The sequence below is a fragment of the Marivita sp. genome, assembly GCF_051251565.1.
GTDB lineage: Bacteria > Pseudomonadota > Alphaproteobacteria > Rhodobacterales > Rhodobacteraceae > Marivita.
The window spans coordinates 1-15,375 of record NZ_JBPOFB010000032.1; the positions used below are offsets into that span (position 1 = coordinate 1).

General features: G+C 60.9%; 15 protein-coding genes and 1 tRNA gene. 7 read left to right on the top strand and 9 right to left on the bottom strand.

Annotation, left to right across the window (positions count from 1 at the left end):
• Nucleotides 1-172 precede the first annotated feature (172 nt).
• The 9 genes from ACSHXH_RS18410 to ACSHXH_RS18450 form a co-directional block, all read right to left on the bottom strand.
• Nucleotides 173-1,201, bottom strand: coding sequence for an AbrB family transcriptional regulator (locus ACSHXH_RS18410; protein WP_435673262.1), 1,029 nt, complete (start codon nucleotides 1,199-1,201; stop codon nucleotides 173-175).
• Nucleotides 1,198-1,842 (bottom strand): GntR family transcriptional regulator, encoded by a 645-nt coding sequence (locus tag ACSHXH_RS18415; protein ID WP_435673263.1) that lies wholly within the window; start codon nucleotides 1,840-1,842, stop codon nucleotides 1,198-1,200. Before ACSHXH_RS18415 ends, ACSHXH_RS18410 begins: the two co-directional genes overlap by 4 nt.
• Before the next feature lie 120 nt (nucleotides 1,843-1,962).
• Nucleotides 1,963-2,898 carry an AEC family transporter gene (locus ACSHXH_RS18420; RefSeq protein WP_435673264.1) on the bottom strand — a complete coding sequence of 312 codons (936 nt, stop codon included), beginning with the start codon at nucleotides 2,896-2,898 and terminating at the stop codon, nucleotides 1,963-1,965.
• A gap of 48 nt (nucleotides 2,899-2,946) precedes the next feature.
• Complete coding sequence (locus tag ACSHXH_RS18425) at nucleotides 2,947-3,750, bottom strand: MBL fold metallo-hydrolase (RefSeq protein ID WP_435673276.1); 804 nt, start codon at nucleotides 3,748-3,750, stop codon at nucleotides 2,947-2,949.
• Nucleotides 3,750-4,553 carry a TatD family hydrolase gene (locus ACSHXH_RS18430; RefSeq protein ID WP_435673265.1) on the bottom strand — a complete coding sequence of 268 codons (804 nt, stop codon included), beginning with the start codon at nucleotides 4,551-4,553 and terminating at the stop codon, nucleotides 3,750-3,752. Before ACSHXH_RS18430 ends, ACSHXH_RS18425 begins: the two co-directional genes overlap by 1 nt.
• A 54-nt stretch (nucleotides 4,554-4,607) precedes the next feature.
• Complete coding sequence (locus ACSHXH_RS18435; protein ID WP_435673266.1) at nucleotides 4,608-5,735, bottom strand: DNA polymerase III subunit delta'; 1,128 nt, start codon at nucleotides 5,733-5,735, stop codon at nucleotides 4,608-4,610.
• Complete coding sequence (gene tmk, locus ACSHXH_RS18440) at nucleotides 5,732-6,358, bottom strand: dTMP kinase (RefSeq protein ID WP_435673267.1); 627 nt, start codon at nucleotides 6,356-6,358, stop codon at nucleotides 5,732-5,734. The genes ACSHXH_RS18435 and tmk overlap by 4 nt, the downstream gene beginning before the upstream one ends.
• Nucleotides 6,355-7,527 (bottom strand): D-alanyl-D-alanine carboxypeptidase family protein, encoded by a 1,173-nt coding sequence (locus ACSHXH_RS18445; RefSeq protein ID WP_435673268.1) that lies wholly within the window; start codon nucleotides 7,525-7,527, stop codon nucleotides 6,355-6,357. Before ACSHXH_RS18445 ends, tmk begins: the two co-directional genes overlap by 4 nt.
• Nucleotides 7,528-7,562: 35 nt before the next feature.
• Nucleotides 7,563-8,444: an SPOR domain-containing protein gene (locus ACSHXH_RS18450; protein ID WP_435673269.1), complete on the bottom strand. Its 882-nt coding sequence runs from the start codon at nucleotides 8,442-8,444 to the stop codon at nucleotides 7,563-7,565.
• 185 nt (nucleotides 8,445-8,629) lie between these two features.
• Between ACSHXH_RS18450 and ACSHXH_RS18455 the strand changes: the two genes are divergently transcribed.
• The 7 genes from ACSHXH_RS18455 to ACSHXH_RS18485 all read left to right on the top strand — a co-directional run bounded on the left by ACSHXH_RS18455 (nucleotide 8,630) and on the right by ACSHXH_RS18485 (nucleotide 15,214).
• Nucleotides 8,630-8,719 (top strand) — tRNA-Ser (locus ACSHXH_RS18455).
• Nucleotides 8,720-8,953: 234 nt separating this feature from the next.
• Nucleotides 8,954-10,759, top strand: coding sequence for a DUF4214 domain-containing protein (locus ACSHXH_RS18460; protein ID WP_435673270.1), 1,806 nt, complete (start codon nucleotides 8,954-8,956; stop codon nucleotides 10,757-10,759).
• A 96-nt stretch (nucleotides 10,760-10,855) separates the two neighbouring features.
• Nucleotides 10,856-11,779 (top strand): NAD(P)/FAD-dependent oxidoreductase, encoded by a 924-nt coding sequence (locus ACSHXH_RS18465; protein ID WP_435673271.1) that lies wholly within the window; start codon nucleotides 10,856-10,858, stop codon nucleotides 11,777-11,779.
• A complete protein-coding gene (locus ACSHXH_RS18470) occupies nucleotides 11,776-12,609 on the top strand; it encodes an isoprenylcysteine carboxylmethyltransferase family protein (protein WP_435673272.1) in 834 nt (277 codons plus the stop codon). The genes ACSHXH_RS18465 and ACSHXH_RS18470 overlap by 4 nt, the downstream gene beginning before the upstream one ends.
• Nucleotides 12,587-13,297 carry a bifunctional 2-polyprenyl-6-hydroxyphenol methylase/3-demethylubiquinol 3-O-methyltransferase UbiG gene (ubiG, locus tag ACSHXH_RS18475; protein WP_435673273.1) on the top strand — a complete coding sequence of 237 codons (711 nt, stop codon included), beginning with the start codon at nucleotides 12,587-12,589 and terminating at the stop codon, nucleotides 13,295-13,297. The genes ACSHXH_RS18470 and ubiG overlap by 23 nt, the downstream gene beginning before the upstream one ends.
• Before the next feature lie 14 nt (nucleotides 13,298-13,311).
• Nucleotides 13,312-13,704 carry a DUF4149 domain-containing protein gene (locus ACSHXH_RS18480; RefSeq protein ID WP_435673274.1) on the top strand — a complete coding sequence of 131 codons (393 nt, stop codon included), beginning with the start codon at nucleotides 13,312-13,314 and terminating at the stop codon, nucleotides 13,702-13,704.
• Between the two features lie 247 nt (nucleotides 13,705-13,951).
• Nucleotides 13,952-15,214 (top strand): DEAD/DEAH box helicase, encoded by a 1,263-nt coding sequence (locus ACSHXH_RS18485; protein WP_435673275.1) that lies wholly within the window; start codon nucleotides 13,952-13,954, stop codon nucleotides 15,212-15,214.
• The last annotated feature ends 161 nt before the right edge of the window (nucleotides 15,215-15,375 follow it).

The window sequence follows — 15,375 nt, forward strand, 5'->3', positions numbered from 1 at the left end:
AATGGTAGACGCGCAGCGTTGAGGTCGCTGTGGGGTAACACCCGTGAGAGTTCGAGTCTCTCCGACCGCACCACTTTGAACCACCGGGCAAGGCCAGCCGTTTTCGGGCTGCGCATGTCCTGCCATGTCCCGAACATCACCAGACGAATGCCGGTTTGCAAACTGGGCTTTGCTACTTTGCAAACCGCGCGCGAAACACCTTTGCGGCCAGGGGTGCGCCCATGATCACCACAAAGATCCGCAGGATATGGTGCGCCACCACAAAGGCGACATCGCCGCCCACGATCAGGGCCAGCACTGTCAGTTCGGCCTGTCCTCCGGGGGCGAAGGCCAGCAGCGTCTCCATGCCGGGGGCCAATCCGAGGCTGTAGATCGCTTCGACAAAGATGAGGGTCAGCACGATCAGGATCGCGCAAAACCCAAGTCCTGCCACCAAATCCTTGCGGATCTCGGCCAGAGTGATTCCCGCGTATTTCGTACCGATGGTCATGCCGATGAAAAACTGCGCTGCCCAGATCGCTTCGGCGGGCGGGCGGTGGTGCAATCCATCCGCAAGGGTCAGCGCAGCGGTGGCAATCAATGGTCCAAGGATGGACGCCCCGAACAGGCCCGCCCATTTGGCCACACGCCATCCGACAATCGCACAAAGCACCATCAACCCCAACTCGTGCAGCGGGATGCTTGTTGCAGGTGCGCCGGGGGGATTGGACAAATCGGCATCCCAGATCCCAATCAGCAGAAAGGGCAGGGCGACGACGATCACCATGACCCGTGTCGCCTGAATAAGACTGAGCGTGCGCACATTGGCCCCGGCCTCTTCGCCGAAGACAATCATGTCCTGAAGCCCGCCGGGCATGGTGGCGTAATAGGCGGTCGGGAAATCATAGCCGCAGAAGCGCTGGAAATAAGGCACGCCGATCAGGCCAATGCAGGCCACCATGAGGGGGACCATCAGCAGCGTTGGCCACATCGCCGGAAAGGTGGCGAGCACCGCAGGGGTCAGCGTGGCACCAACCGCGACCCCCAGAATGGTGCGCATCGTGTCGTTGAGCGGTTTGATCCCGCGCATTTGCACCCCGGCAAGCGCGGCTATTAGGCAAGCGCTGATCGGACCCAACAGCCACGGCAGCGGCAGATGCAGCAGCTTGAACACTGCCACCCCGACCCCGGCAACCGCGAAGACCTGAACGATCGGCCTCACGCGGACAGCGCCTTGAGCCGGTAGCGCAGGGATGTCTGCAAATGGATCTCGGCGGCATGGGCGGCCATATCCCCGTCGCGGTGCCGCAGCCCGGTGATGACATCGGCATGTTGCGACACGACGATGCGGATGCGCTCGGGATCGAGATAGGTGGTCGGCCCCAGCAAGATCAGCGCGTTGTTGATTGCCTCCGCCGAAGACACCAGAAACCGGTTGCGTGCGGCGCGGTACAGCGCCTCGTGAAAGTCCTGATTGATGGCCGCCCCCAGTGTGGGTGTGTCCTGGGCCGCTGCGATCCGGGCATTCATATCTTCCAAGGCATCGAATTCCGCGTCCGATCCGTGTTGCGCGGCCATGCGGGCGGCGGTGCGCTCCAGCACGATCCGCATCTCGTAGAGTTCGACAATCTCGGTTTGGGACAGTTTGCGGATCACCGCGCCGATCCGGGGGCGATGTTCGACGATGCCATTGATCTCAAGCCGCCGCAGCGCCTCGCGGACCGGGGTGCGCGACAGGGCAAGCCGCTTGGCCACGTCCTCTTCGCGCAAACGGTCGCCGGGGGCGTAATCCCCGCTGCGCAGCGCAGTGATCAGGCTGGCATAGGCGGTTTCACCGCTGGAGAGAGAGGGATCGCTGGGCACTGGTTTTGTATCCTGCTGGATACAATTTTGTAACCAGCAAATTTTCCTCCGTCAACTCCGCGCGTTGCGGTTGCCCGTGTCGAGGCGCGCGCAGGCGTAGCTGCCCGCGATGAAAGGGGTTCAGGGCAAAGCCCCCAGCCAAAGCCAAGTCGAGATCACGGAAAGCCCACTTGCCAAAAGAACCGAAGACGCCGCCACGCGGCGGGCACGGCCATAGATGTTGGCAAAGACATAACAATTCACCCCCGGTGCCATGGCGGCGGTGATCACCGCGCTGCGGAACGCGCTGTCCTCAAGCGCAAAGGCGGTGCCAAGCGTATATGTGATCGCCGGGTGCAGCAGCAGGCTGATCGCGCACACGAACAGGATGATCCGCATGTCGCCCTCGGGGCGGTAGCGATAGAGCACGCCCCCCATCGCAAACAATGCTGCGGGCAGGGCGGTGCGGACGATCATGTCCAGCGCCTCGGTGACGGGGGCGGGCAGGGTGACGTTGAACAGGTTGAACACCGCGCCGATGGCAATGCCGATCACCAGCGCATTGCGGAACATCGCTTTGACGACGATCAAGGGCACATCGCGGTTCGGTTTGTCGGCGGCGCGGGCGCGTACGAATTCCATGACCGTGATCCCAAGCCCGTAACAAAACGGCGAATGTAGCGCAATAATGGCATAGTTGGCCGACAGGGACTCTGGCCCAAAGGCGCGTTCGGTGATCGCAAGGCCCAGCAGAACCGAATTGGCGAACAGGCAGGTAAAACCGATGGCAACCGCGTCTTCCCAATCGCGCTTGAACAAGACGCGCGCGCCAAACAAGCCGGCTAGGAAACAGGTCAACGACCCTGAGTAAAAGCTGATCAACAACGGGATTGAGAAACTGTCGCCCAGATCGAGAGTCCAGATCGCCCGGAACAGCAGGCACGGGATCGCCACGTTTTGGGTGAACAGCATCAGCCCGTCGATGGCCGAATCCTTGAGAAGGCCGCGCCACGCCACCGCGTAGCCAAATCCGACCACCAGAAAGACCGGCAGGATGACATCAATCAACGCCTGCATCTTAGCGCAGCGCCCGGACGCAGCGCCCGCAATATCGGACGGTTTGGATCATCCAAGCGGCTGCGTGATCACCATGCCATCATAGGCCGGTGTGATGTGGTCGGGGGTTTCCGCGTCAACGGTGGAATAGTCGAGATCGACATGCATGTTGGTCAGAACCCCGTGCCGGGGCTTGGCACGCGCCATCCATTCGAGCGAGCGTGCGAGATGCGCATGGGTCGGGTGCGGATCACGCCGCAACGCGTCAAGAATCCAGACATCAAGGCCTTGCAGGTGGTTCGCCCAAACCTCTTCCGAGATGCTGGCGACATCCGGCAGATAAGCCAGATCGCCAATCCGAAAACCAAGCGCGTCGATGCTGCCGTGGTTGACCTTGAACGGGGTCAGGGTGATGGTCCCGCCCGCGCCGTCGATTGTCACTGGTCCTTTGATCGTGTGCATGTCCAGGATCGGGGGATACGGGCTGTCTGCGGGTTGCACAAAGGCATAGCCAAAGCGCGAAAACAGATCGTTCTGCGTGTCGCCATCGGCCCAGACGGGCAGGCGCTTTTTCATGTTGAAGACGATCATCCGCAGGTCATCCAGCCCGTGCACATGGTCGGCATGGCTGTGGGTGTAGACAACCGCGTCCAGCTCTCCGATGCCTGCGCTGAGAAGCTGCGCGCGCATGTCAGGGCTGGTGTCGATCAGAACTCGGGTGATCCCGTCCGCGGTCACCCGTTCGATCAGCATCGAACAGCGGCGGCGCACATTTCGGGGGTTTTGCGGATCACACGCGCCCCAGATGCCCCCAAGGCGCGGCACACCACCGGATGATCCGCAGCCAAGGATCGTAAAGCGCGTCTCGTTCATCATGCAGCGGCCTTGTATTGCGCGGCTTTCCAGAAAAGGCGTTCGAAATTCGCCTCGGTCTGGGCGGCGAAATCGGCGTAGTCCATCCCGAACACTTCCGCGCCAACGCGGGCGGTGTGCGCGGTATAGGCCGGTTCATTGCGTCTGCCCCGGTGCGGCGGCGGCGCAAGATACGGACTATCTGTCTCCACCAGAACCCTGTCCACCGGCGCGGCGGCAAAGATATCACGCAGTTCCTGGCTTTTGGGAAAGGCGGCAATGCCGGACATGGACAGATAAAACCCAAGATCAAGCGCGGCGCGGGCCAGTTCGGCGGACGAGGAAAAGCAATGCATCACACAGGTATAGGGCTTTGCTTTGAAGCTGTCGGTGAGGATGCAGGCCATGTCGTCATCGGCGGCCCGCGCGTGGATGATCAGCGGCAATCCGGTTTCCTGCGCCGCCGCGATATGAATCCCAAGCGAGGTTTTCTGCACTTCGGCACTGTCGCCCGTGTAGTGATAATCCAGTCCGGTTTCGCCGATGCCCACAAATTTCGGGTGTTGCGCCAGCGCCACCAGTTCGTCCACCGAGGTCAGTGGCTCATCCGCCGCGCTCATCGGGTGGGTACCTGCGGCGTAGAACACCGGCGCATAGGTTTCGGCAATCGCACGAACTTGCGGTTCAAGCCGCAGTTTTGTGCAGATCGTCACCATGCGACGCACGCCCGCGTCCAGCGCGCGGTCGATGATCTCGGCGCGTTCGTCGTCAAAATCCGGGAAGTCCAGATGGCAATGGCTGTCGGTTATCTGTGGTGTAGGCATGCGGTTGGTATCGGGGATGCGACGGGGGGCGTCAAGACGTGGCTTGCGCCCTGTTCAGGGCCGTGGGCATCCGTCTTGCAGGGCCAGAAAGCTCGACAGCAAAAGCGATCCCGCCTCCACATTCACCGCGCGCCCATGGCGCAGGCGTTCGCCTTGATCCTGTGCCAGTTGCGCCCAGCCTCTGGCGGACGCAGGCGTTGGGCAAAGGCGGTGAAAGGTCTGCGCTTCTTGCGCGGCAGCCTCGGGGGAGGGGGGCTGTCCGGTGGCCCCGGTGCGGGCAAGCCGTGTGAGCGCCCGGTCAAACAGGCCAAGCAGCAGGTCCAGTCGCTCTTCCTTGCCGCGTCCGGCTGCGCTTTCGGCCAAAGCGATGGCATGCGGACGGCTTAGGTCAGGCAAGGTGGAGAACAGTTTCACCAAATCGGCATAAAGCTTTAGCCCGTCTTGCTGCATCAGGCGGACGGCTTCGCCAACTGACCCACCCGACAGAGCCGCAAGGGCTGCCGGGTCAGAGACACTCTGGTCAATCTGGGTCGCGGTAAGGGCTTGTGCCATGTCGTCTGCGTTCAGCGGGGCAAGCCGCAATTCGCGGCAGCGCGACCGGATGGTCGGCAACAACCGCGATGGTTGGTGGCTGACCAGCAAAAGCGTCGTGCGGTCTGGCGGCTCTTCCAACAGTTTGAGGATCGCGTTTGCGGCGTTGACGTTCATGTCGTCGGCCGCATCCACGATCACCACGCGGCGTCCACCATCGGCAGAGGACAGGGCAAAGAACCCCTTGAGCCGCCGCACCTCGTCTACTGTGATCTGCGCCTTCAGGCGTTTTGCCTTGTCGTCATATGGGCGGCGCAGTGCAAAGAGGCCCGGTTCCGACCCGGCCATGATCCGACGACTGACTGGATGGTCATCGGCAATGTGCAGGTCCGTGGGTGGGGGCGGCGCGCCGAACAGCCCGTCATCCTGCGCCAAGGGCGTTGCAAGAAGAAAGCGCGCGATCTGCCAGGCCAGAGTTGCCTTGCCAACCCCGCGCGGCCCGGTGATCAGCCAGCCGTGATGCAGCCGGTCCGAACCGAACGCTTGCAGGAAATCCGCTTGTGCGGCGTGCTGACCATACAATTTCAGCGTCTCGCGCGGGTGCGGGGCGCCGTCGATCCGGTCGGGTTCTGGCTGTGTGGCGTCACTCATGGCAGGTGCGGGCTTACCGCAGCCCACACATCTTGTGCAACACTCTGTGCATCCCGTGCGCCGTCGATAACACGAAAGCGGTCGCTGTATTCCTTGGCCAAGGCCAGAAACCCGGCGCGCATGGTGTCTTGCAGGTCTTGGCCGAAATCCTCGAACCGTTCCTCGACGGTGTTGCGCGCCTTGGCGCGGCTGAGGCCGGTTTCGGGATCCATATCGATCAGCAGGGTCAGGTCAGGCTCAATCCCGATCATCAGATCATGCAGCGCGTCCACCTTGGCACGCAGGTTGCCGCGTGACAGACCTTGATACATGCGGGTGCTGTCGGCAAATCGGTCGCAGATCACCACCTTGCCCGCCGTCAAAGCGGGTTGGATCGTGCGTTCCAGATGGTCGCGGCGGGCAGCGGTGAACAGCAAGAGCTCGGTCTCGGCCGACCAGCGATCCGGGTCGCCTTGAAGCACCAAGGCGCGGATTTCCTCTGCCCCGGCGCTGCCACCGGGTTCGCGGGTGTGGACAACATCGGTCCCGTCTTGGCGCAAGCGGTCTGCCAACATGCGCGCTTGTGTGGATTTTCCCGACCCGTCGATCCCCTCAAAGCTGATAAACAGCCCGGATCGGTTCACATCACGTCCTCAGAGCCCGGCTGTAAACGGCCCAAAAGCACCTGCGAGACATTCATCATGCGCGATACAAATCCGGCGGCTGGAACCGCACTGGCCGCAAAAAGCGGGATGCGGTGTTCCGGCAGCCCCTCGGGGCTGATGATCAGTTCGGCCAATTGGCGGCCTTCGGCAATCGGTGCCTTGATCGGGCCGGTATAGACAACTTCGGCGGAAATGTCAGCGCCCGGTGTGTTTGGCAAAAGCAGCGTCACATCGTCGTTTGCCACCAGACCCACGGTTTCAGTCGCGCCCATCCAGACATCGGCCTGCGCCACAACAGCGCCGGCGCGCGTCACGGTCTTTTCGGCAAACTGGCGAAACGCCCAGTTGACAATGGACTCGGATTCTTGTGCCCGAGCTTGGGCCGTGTCCAAGCCAGTGATGGTAAAGATCACACGGCGGTCCCCTTGTTTGGCGGACCCGACAAGCCCGTATCCCGCCTCTTGGGTGTGACCCGTCTTGAGCCCATCCGCGCCGATGCCAAGCGCCAGAAGCGGGTTGCGATTGAAGCGGTTGGACGATTCCGCTTCGTCGAACAGGAATTCCGTTTCCGCAAACATCGGATAGAATTCCGGGAAGTCTTCGATAAGGCGCTGCGCCAAAAGTGTCAGATCACGCATCGACATGACATGGCCGTCCGCAGGCCATCCGCTGGAGTTTTTGAAAACCGAATTGGTCATGCCCATCTGCTGCGCGCGCTGGGTCATCAAACGCGCAAACCCGGCCTCGGTGCCGTCGGGCGACAGCGCCTCGGCCAGGACAACACACGCGTCATTGCCGGACAGCACGATCACACCCCGGATCAGATCACGCACCGAAACACGCTCGCCTTCCCGCAAGAACAGGGTCGAGCCGCCAAACGAATTGGCATGGGCGGACACGGGAAGTTCTTCGTCCAACTGCAAGCGATCATCGCGCACAGCCTCGAAGGCCATATATAGCGTCATCAGCTTGGACATGGACGCGGGCGGCAAGGCGGTGTCTGCATCCTTGGCCAAAAGCACCGTTCCGGTTTTTTCATCCAGTACGAAAGCGGCTGTTGCTTGCGTGTCAAAGGCGGCACTCGGGCCGGTGCACAGCAGGATCACCGCGGCGCTTGCAGCAAGGATGGCACGGGTTTTGCGGATCATGGCAGCTCTCCTGTCATTCCTGCTGGATTACGGGGTCAGTTTGTCACCGCATAAGCGTCGGTAAAGCCCGATGCTTTGATCTTGGCAAGCAACGCGCTGCGTTCTGAGCGGGTCTGTGCCGGTCCGACCACCACGCGCCAGAAGGTTTTGCCGCTTGAGGATTGTTGCAGAACCGTCGGCACCATTCCGGCCTGACGCATCGCGGTCGCGGTGTTGTTGGCGTTCTGTTCGATGCTGAAGATGCCGATTTGGATAAAGGGCTTGTCCAGCACCGATGTGGTGGGGCGAGGTGCGGCCACAGCGGCAGGGGCCGCATCAAGCGCAGCGGCGGCTGTCTCTGCAATCGGATCAAGCGTGGTTTCAGCCACGTCGGTCGGTGCGTCCAGCATGCTGTCTCCGATCGGGGCATCCAAAGAAGGGGCCGCCGTGGCGTCATCGGGCACTTCCTCGCGGCGCAGCGCCACGACGTTCAACTGTGTCGGTGCACCTGCCAGCGCGCCAAGGGCCGCCGCCGCATCAGACGAGATTTGCAAACGCGGGCCGGGGGTTTCACGTTCCTTGCGGAAAAGCGCCCCAATGACGAAATTGCCATTGGCTTCGTTGCGGATGATCACGCGTTCGGGGTCGGACACATCAGGGTGTGCTGCCCAGACGCCGCCCAGTGACGGACGCCCATCCCACAGACCAGCCTCGGAGACCTGGAACACCTCGGGCGCTTCGACATCGCGTTCGACCAACCGGGTCGCGCGGGTTCCCGCAGCGGGTGCGGCACCCTCTTGCGAGGCAGACGTCCCGCCTTGAAGAAAGGCAGGAAAATTCGCCCCCTCGCATCCTGCAAGCGCAACAATCGTAACACTGCACATCGCAGTCGCCCGAGCGCTGCGCCACACCGAAGAGTTGTTGATCCTGGAGTTCATTGCCTGCTCGCCTTCTGCTATGCCGATACGGGCGCGCTTCTGGGCTGTTTGCCCTGCACCGCATTTGTTTTGCGCAAAGCTTACAGTCTTCGTCGCGCCAAGAAAAGTCTGACGACACCATTGTGCAGATTTTCCCAATCCCCCGCTTTCAGAATCGGAATCTGGAAGCTATGTCCCCACTCACCGGAGGTTTGGCAGAGTGGTCGAATGCGGCGGTCTTGAAAACCGTTGGGCGTGAGAGCGTCCCCAGGGTTCGAATCCCTGAGCCTCCGCCAATTCATGATATTCCTTGTTTGAACAACCTGCCGAGTACGTCGTGCAGTTCAGGGGCGCCGTGCGTGTTGGTCCCGGATTTACACGAGTAACAGAACACTTTGCATGCGAATTTTGTTGACTTGATCCGCGCAAGCCGGATTCCTGATATCATTTTTAACGCTTGGGAATTTTACGAACATATGGAAAACGAATTTGAATAAAGTCTTGCCGACAGCCTCGCATCGCTGACGCCCTTGGCCGGATTTGGCGGCTTGGCCGCACCAACCTCACTTGAAGATCTTGTGTCATTGACGGTCGGCGAATACCTGGACCTGCTGGCAGCGGCTGAGCAGGCGTTGCTCGACAATCGTCCGCTTATTCAGTCACTTTTGAGCAATCCCGAGTTCACGGCAGGTCTCGATGCCGAGGAGCTTGCGTTCTTTCGGGATTGGTCGAATGGCAATGTGGGGTTCATCAACGACGCATTTGCAGAAATCCGGGCGATTCTGGACGGCGTGCCGCGCAGCACGCTTTTGATCAACGTCGAGGGGTTGGATGGCTCTGGCGGAACGCTGGAAGACGATTTGACCACGGCGTTTGACCTGGCGCAGACGCGCTTGGCCGACCTGCTTTGGAACCAGACTGACGGGCTGTTCACGTCTCCGATCTTTACCATCGACGCGGACAGCGGGAATTGGTTCATTCCGGGCGCAGATGCGTCGCAATTCAGCGGCTCAACGCTGATCAATCTCTGGAGCATCGTGGGCGAAGCGGCGGGCAATGCGATCCTGTCGTATTTTGAGACGCAATTTTCGTTGTTGGAGCAATTCGCCACGGATGGCGTAACAGTCGCCACCTGCGCGCAGGCCGAAGCCGCAGTCGAGGTTGCGACTGTTACGCCATCCGTGGCGCTTCAGGGATTCGGGCAGGCGTTAACCGGCGCAACGGATGTGGATCTCTCGGCGTTCGAATCTTTGGCGGCGACACAGTTCCAAGCAATCATCAGCGCCATCACCGATCTCTTGCCTGCGGCGACCAGCGCGCTGGACACGCTGATCGTGGGATCGCGCAATTCTGATCCGAGTTTTGTCGTCGCTCTTGATGGCGCGGTTTCGGGGTCGGATGACGGCGACTGGTTCTACTTGAACGATTTGGCAAACGTGTTTGATGGTGGGCTGGGTCAGGATATCCTGTTCGGCTTTGGCGGCAATGACAGGTTCACCGGCGGCGCGGATGACGACACGCTGTTTGGCGGGGCAGGTGCCGGGGACACGGCCGTCTATTCCGGTCTTCAGGGGCGATATTCGCTTCAGATCTCCGGGGATGGCGTCACCGTGGTGGACCGTTCTGGCATCGATGGCACCGACCGGTTGAGCGATATTGAGGTTCTGTCTTTTGCGGGCGGCGAGGATTTCAACCTGAGGGATCAAATCGGCATTGCGTCGCTGAGCGCCGAAGAGATCGACAGTTTTGTCGAGCTTTACATCGCTTATTTCAACCGGGCACCCGATGCCGAGGGGTTGAACTTCTGGGGATCGGCCTTTGCAAACGGGGTATCCTTGGAAGAGATCACGCGCCTGTTCCTGACGCAGCCTGAGACGGAAAACGCCTATCCTGATACGCTCAGTACGCTGGAATTCGTGACCCAGGTCTACGGCAACGTTTTGGGCCGAACCCCGGATCAGGGCGGTTTGAATTTCTGGATCAATGCGCTGGAAGGCGAATTTGTGACCCGCGATGCGTTTATCCTAAATGCGCTTGAGGGGGTCAAAATTGATCTGGGCGCAGGGGCAACGCAAGAGGACATTGATCTGCAACTCGCTGACCGGGCCTATCTGTCCGACAAGACAGATATCGGCACCTATTTCGCGGTTATCCGTGGCCTGTCGGATCTGCCTGACGCCAATGCGGTGATGGATCTTGTGGTGCGCGGCGACCAAGGTTCGATCGACACCGCGTTCGAGGCGATCAACGCGATCTACGCTGATGCGCTGGACGCCGATACTGGCGCGTTCTTGATCCAGTTGGTGGGAATTGTGGACGATCCGTTCACGATCTGATGCGTCTGACCCAACCCTGTGACACCGCGTCCCTCGACGGGCGCGGTGTTCGTTTTAGCTCTGCGCAAAACGAAATAGCGAAATGGGGCAGGGTTTATGAATATCGCAATCATCGGATCGGGTGTTGCGGGGCTGGCCTGCGCGCGGCGTCTGAACGATGCTGGACTGACGCCAATCATTTTTGACAAAGGGCGCGGGATTGGTGGGCGGGTTGCGACCCGTCGCGCCGAAGATGGCCTGCAATTCGACCACGGTGCGCAGATGATCCAACACCGCACCGCAGCGTTCCAAGAGGTGCTTGCGCAGGCGCAATCAGACGGCTTTGTCGCGGAATGGCACGATGATCAAAGCCCAAGCGCCTATGTTGGCACCCCCGGAATGACGGGCTTTGCCAAGTATCTGGGCCAAGGTCTTGATCTGCACCAAGCCACTGAAATCACCGCGCTGACCCGCGAGGCGGGTGGCTGGAGCCTGCATGCTGACACCCCGCTTGGCCTATTTGACCGCGTCGTCTGTACCGCTCCGGCACCGCAAACGGCTATATTGACGGCGGGAGCATTGACGCAATCGCTGGACGCCGTCACATATGACCCCGGACTGACGTTGATGGTTGCGTTGACCCGCGCCCTTGATGCGCCAGTCACTCAGATCAATCCCACAGACGCCTTTGCATGGATCGCACGAGACAGCGCCAAACCCGGTCGCCCGATGCAGACCTGTTGGGTGGTGCAGGCCAGCGCAGACTGGAGCGCCGCGCATCTGGAGATGTCCAAGGACGAGATCGCAGCTCTGATGCTTGCTCTGTTTCTTGACCTTTACAATCTGCACGCGTCTGAGGTGGCCTATGCCACTGCGCATCGGTGGCGTTATGCGCTGGTGACCAAGCCACTGGGCCAGTCTTTTGTGACCTCCTTGGATGGTGGGCTTTATGCCTGTGGCGATTGGTGCCCTGGCCCCCGGATCGAACATGCATGGCAAAGTGGAACTGCCACGGCCGACGACATTTTGCGCAGCGTATGACTTTTGATGATCCACGCGTCGCCCGCCTGATCGCCTTGATCAAAGCGGCCATCTCCGCACCGCCGGGCAAAGGACGCATCGCGCTGGCACTGACCATGGGGCTTGTCTGCCACGCGGTCTTTGCCGTGGCGGTGATGTCGATGATGGCCGCGATGTTCTTTGGAATGAGCGAGAGTTTTGGCGCAGTCCCGTGGCCTTGGGCCGCGCTGGCCAATGCTGCGCTCATCGTTCAATTCCCGCTGTTGCACTCGGCGCTCTTGTCGAAACGCGGCACGCGGATTGTTGCGGGCCTGATCCCCGGACCGCATGGTGGCACGCTGTCCACCACGACTTACGCAATGATCGCGTCGTTCCAACTGGCGGCGTTGTTCCTGCTTTGGACACCCAGCGGTGTCATATGGTACCGGGCCGAAGGTGCTGCTTTTGTCGTCATTTGCATCGCCTATGCCGCCACATGGCTCTTGCTGATAAAGGCCAGTTTCGACGCCGGCGGCGAGGTGCAATCGGGCGCGCTGGGCTGGATGTCGCTTTTGGCCAAGATCAAACCTGTCTTTCCCGCCATGCCAACCCGTGGCTTGTTTCGCCACATCCGCCAGCCGATATATGTTGCGTTTGCCCTCACCCTTTGGGCCGTGCCGGTCTGGACGCCCGACCAATTGGCGCTTGCCATTTGTTACACCGCCTATTGTCTGCTGGCCCCCCGCCTGAAAGAGAAGCGCTTTGAACAGCGCTACGGCCCGGCATTTGATCGCTATCGCAACGCGGTGCCCTATATCGTGCCGCAACTCACCCGTAAGGAGCGCAAGAATGGCGGAAGCCCAGCGGAATAACCTGCAAATCTATGACGACGTCGCCGCGCAGTGGTGGTCCGATGACATCCGTTGGGTGCGCACGCTCAAAAACATGGTGCCGGGTCGGCTTGGTTGGTTCGACAAACAGCTCGACTGGCCGGGCAAGACCGTGCTTGATCTTGGGTGCGCCGGGGGCTTTATGGCTGAGGCATTGGATGACCGAGGCGCAACTGTCACAGCCATCGACCCCGCCAAAGACGCCATCGCCGCCGCCATCGCGCATGCCAAGGGTTTAGGCAAAGGCATCCGCTATGATGTCGGCGTCGGTGAGGCGCTTCCATATGCTGACGCCAGCTTTGACGCGGTGGTCTGCGTGGATGTGTTGGAGCACGTGCAGGACCTGCCCAGGGTGATTGTCGAAGTGTCCCGCGTGCTGCGCCCCGGTGGGATGTTCCTGTTCGACACGATCAACCGCAACCCGATTGCGCGTCTGGCCACGATCACGATGGCGGAAGATGTGCTGAAGCTGCTGCCCAAGGGCACGCATGACCCCGATATGTTCATCAAACCCGCCGAGCTGCGCCGTCATCTGCAACAGGCCGGCTTTGCGGTGGGCAAGATGGTCGGCCTTGGCCCGCGCGGGATCAACCGGCGGGGGGATTTCACCTTTGGGCGCGTTCCCGGCACGATGATCATTTACATGGGCACAGCCCAAAAACCCGAATAGGAAAAGCCGTACAAATGACAACACTCGCCTTGCTTTTGACCGCGCTGCTGTTCGGTGGAATGGTGCTCTACTCCTTTGGCTTTGCGGCATTCCTCTTTACGGCACTTCCGGCAGACACTGCGGGCCCCACGATCCGCCGTGCCTTTCCGCATTTCTACCTCTTCGTGATTGCGTGCGCCGCGCTGGCAGCGGCGTCCCTAGCGCTGCCTGACCCGACAAGCGCCGCGATCATGGCCGCCATCGCAGTGACCACGATCCCGACACGGCAGATCCTCATGCCCGCGATCAATGCCGCCACAGATGCTGGCGATAAACGCCGATTTGGCATGCTGCACGGCCTGTCGGTTGTGATCACTTTGATCCACATAGTGGCAGCGGCGGCTGTGCTGTACCGCTTTATCAGTTGACTTGTGCGCCGCGAGGCCCCATGTCCCCCACATCACCGCGCAGCCGCGTGAGCTTGCCGCGCCCGACCTTCAGGCGCATCGGTGATACAAGAATTCAGTTCCCCATCACGCAGGGTCCCTGACGCAGCACCAGACGGTGCGGGGCGCTCCCGTGATGTCTTAAGGTCCTGCGACACCCTCGTTTGCCGCGATGATGCGGCAGAACCCCATCCGTGCGCCTGATGCGTGCGGACGCAAAGGATACCTTTTGTCTGATTTTGAAACTCTGGGCCTCAAGCCCGTTATCCTCGCCGCTCTGACAGAGGCTGGCCTGACCAGCCCCACCCCGATCCAGGACAAGGCGATCCCGCTTGCCATGGCGGGCAATGACGTTCTGGGCCTCGCCCAGACCGGCACCGGCAAGACAATGGCGTTCGGCATCCCGCTGATCAGCCACCTGATGGACATGCCTGAACGCCCGGCTGCAAAGACAGCGAAATCGCTGATCCTCGCGCCGACCCGCGAACTGGTGAACCAGATCGCCGAAGCGCTGCGCACCCTGACCAAGAAAACCCACCTCAAGGTGAACGTTGTTGTCGGTGGGCAGTCCATCAACAAGCAAATTCATCAGCTTCTCAAGGGGACCGACATTCTGGTCGCCACCCCCGGCCGTCTGATCGACCTGATGGACCGCAAGGCGGTTGATCTGCGCACGGTCAAGCACCTTGTTCTGGACGAGGCTGACCAGATGCTCGACATGGGCTTTATCCATGCCCTGCGCCGCATTGCGCCGAAACTGGGCACACCGCGCCAGACGATGCTGTTTTCGGCCACCATGCCAAAACAGATGGAAGACCTGAGCAAGGCCTACCTGACCAACCCGCAGCGCGTGCAGGTTGCTCCTCCGGGCAAAGCCGCCGACAAGGTGACCCAATCGGTGCACCATTTGTCCAGCAAGGGCGAAAAACCCGGCAAGCTGCGCGAAATCCTGTCGCGGGATATGGACGCCCTGACGCTTGTGTTCTCGCGCACCAAACATGGCGCGGAAAAACTGATGAAGGGCCTCGTGGCTGACGGCTACAACGCCGCCTCCATTCACGGCAACAAAAGCCAGGGTCAGCGCGACCGCGCGATCAAGGCGTTCCGCGATGGCGACATCAAGGTGCTGGTGGCCACCGATGTTGCGGCGCGTGGCATCGACATTCCCGGCGTGGCTTACGTGATCAACTATGATCTGCCGGATGTGCCCGACAATTATGTCCACCGCATCGGCCGGACCGCGCGTGCGGGCCGCGAAGGCGAAGCGATTGCCTTCTGCGCCCCGGACGAAGCTGATCTGCTGCGCCAGATCGAAAAGGTGATGAAGATCGAGGTTCCGGTCGCCAGCGGCTCTGCCCCCAAAGATCCCGTTGCCCGCAAGCCGCAACCGCGCGGTCAGGGTCGTGGTGGCAAAGGTGGCCAAGGTCGCCCCGCATCGGCAACAGCCAAGCCGGGTGGCAATCGTCGTCGCCGGTCGCGCAAAGCGGCCTGATCTACCTGATCGCATAACCTTCTTTGGGCTTCAAATACCTCAGGGGGGTGCGGGGGGACAGCGTCCCCCCGTTTGTCGGAGCGGCTTTTCCGCACCCAAATTTATCAACATAACACGAGTTAATCGTGTAAAATACTCTACGCCACAATATTTATAAGTAC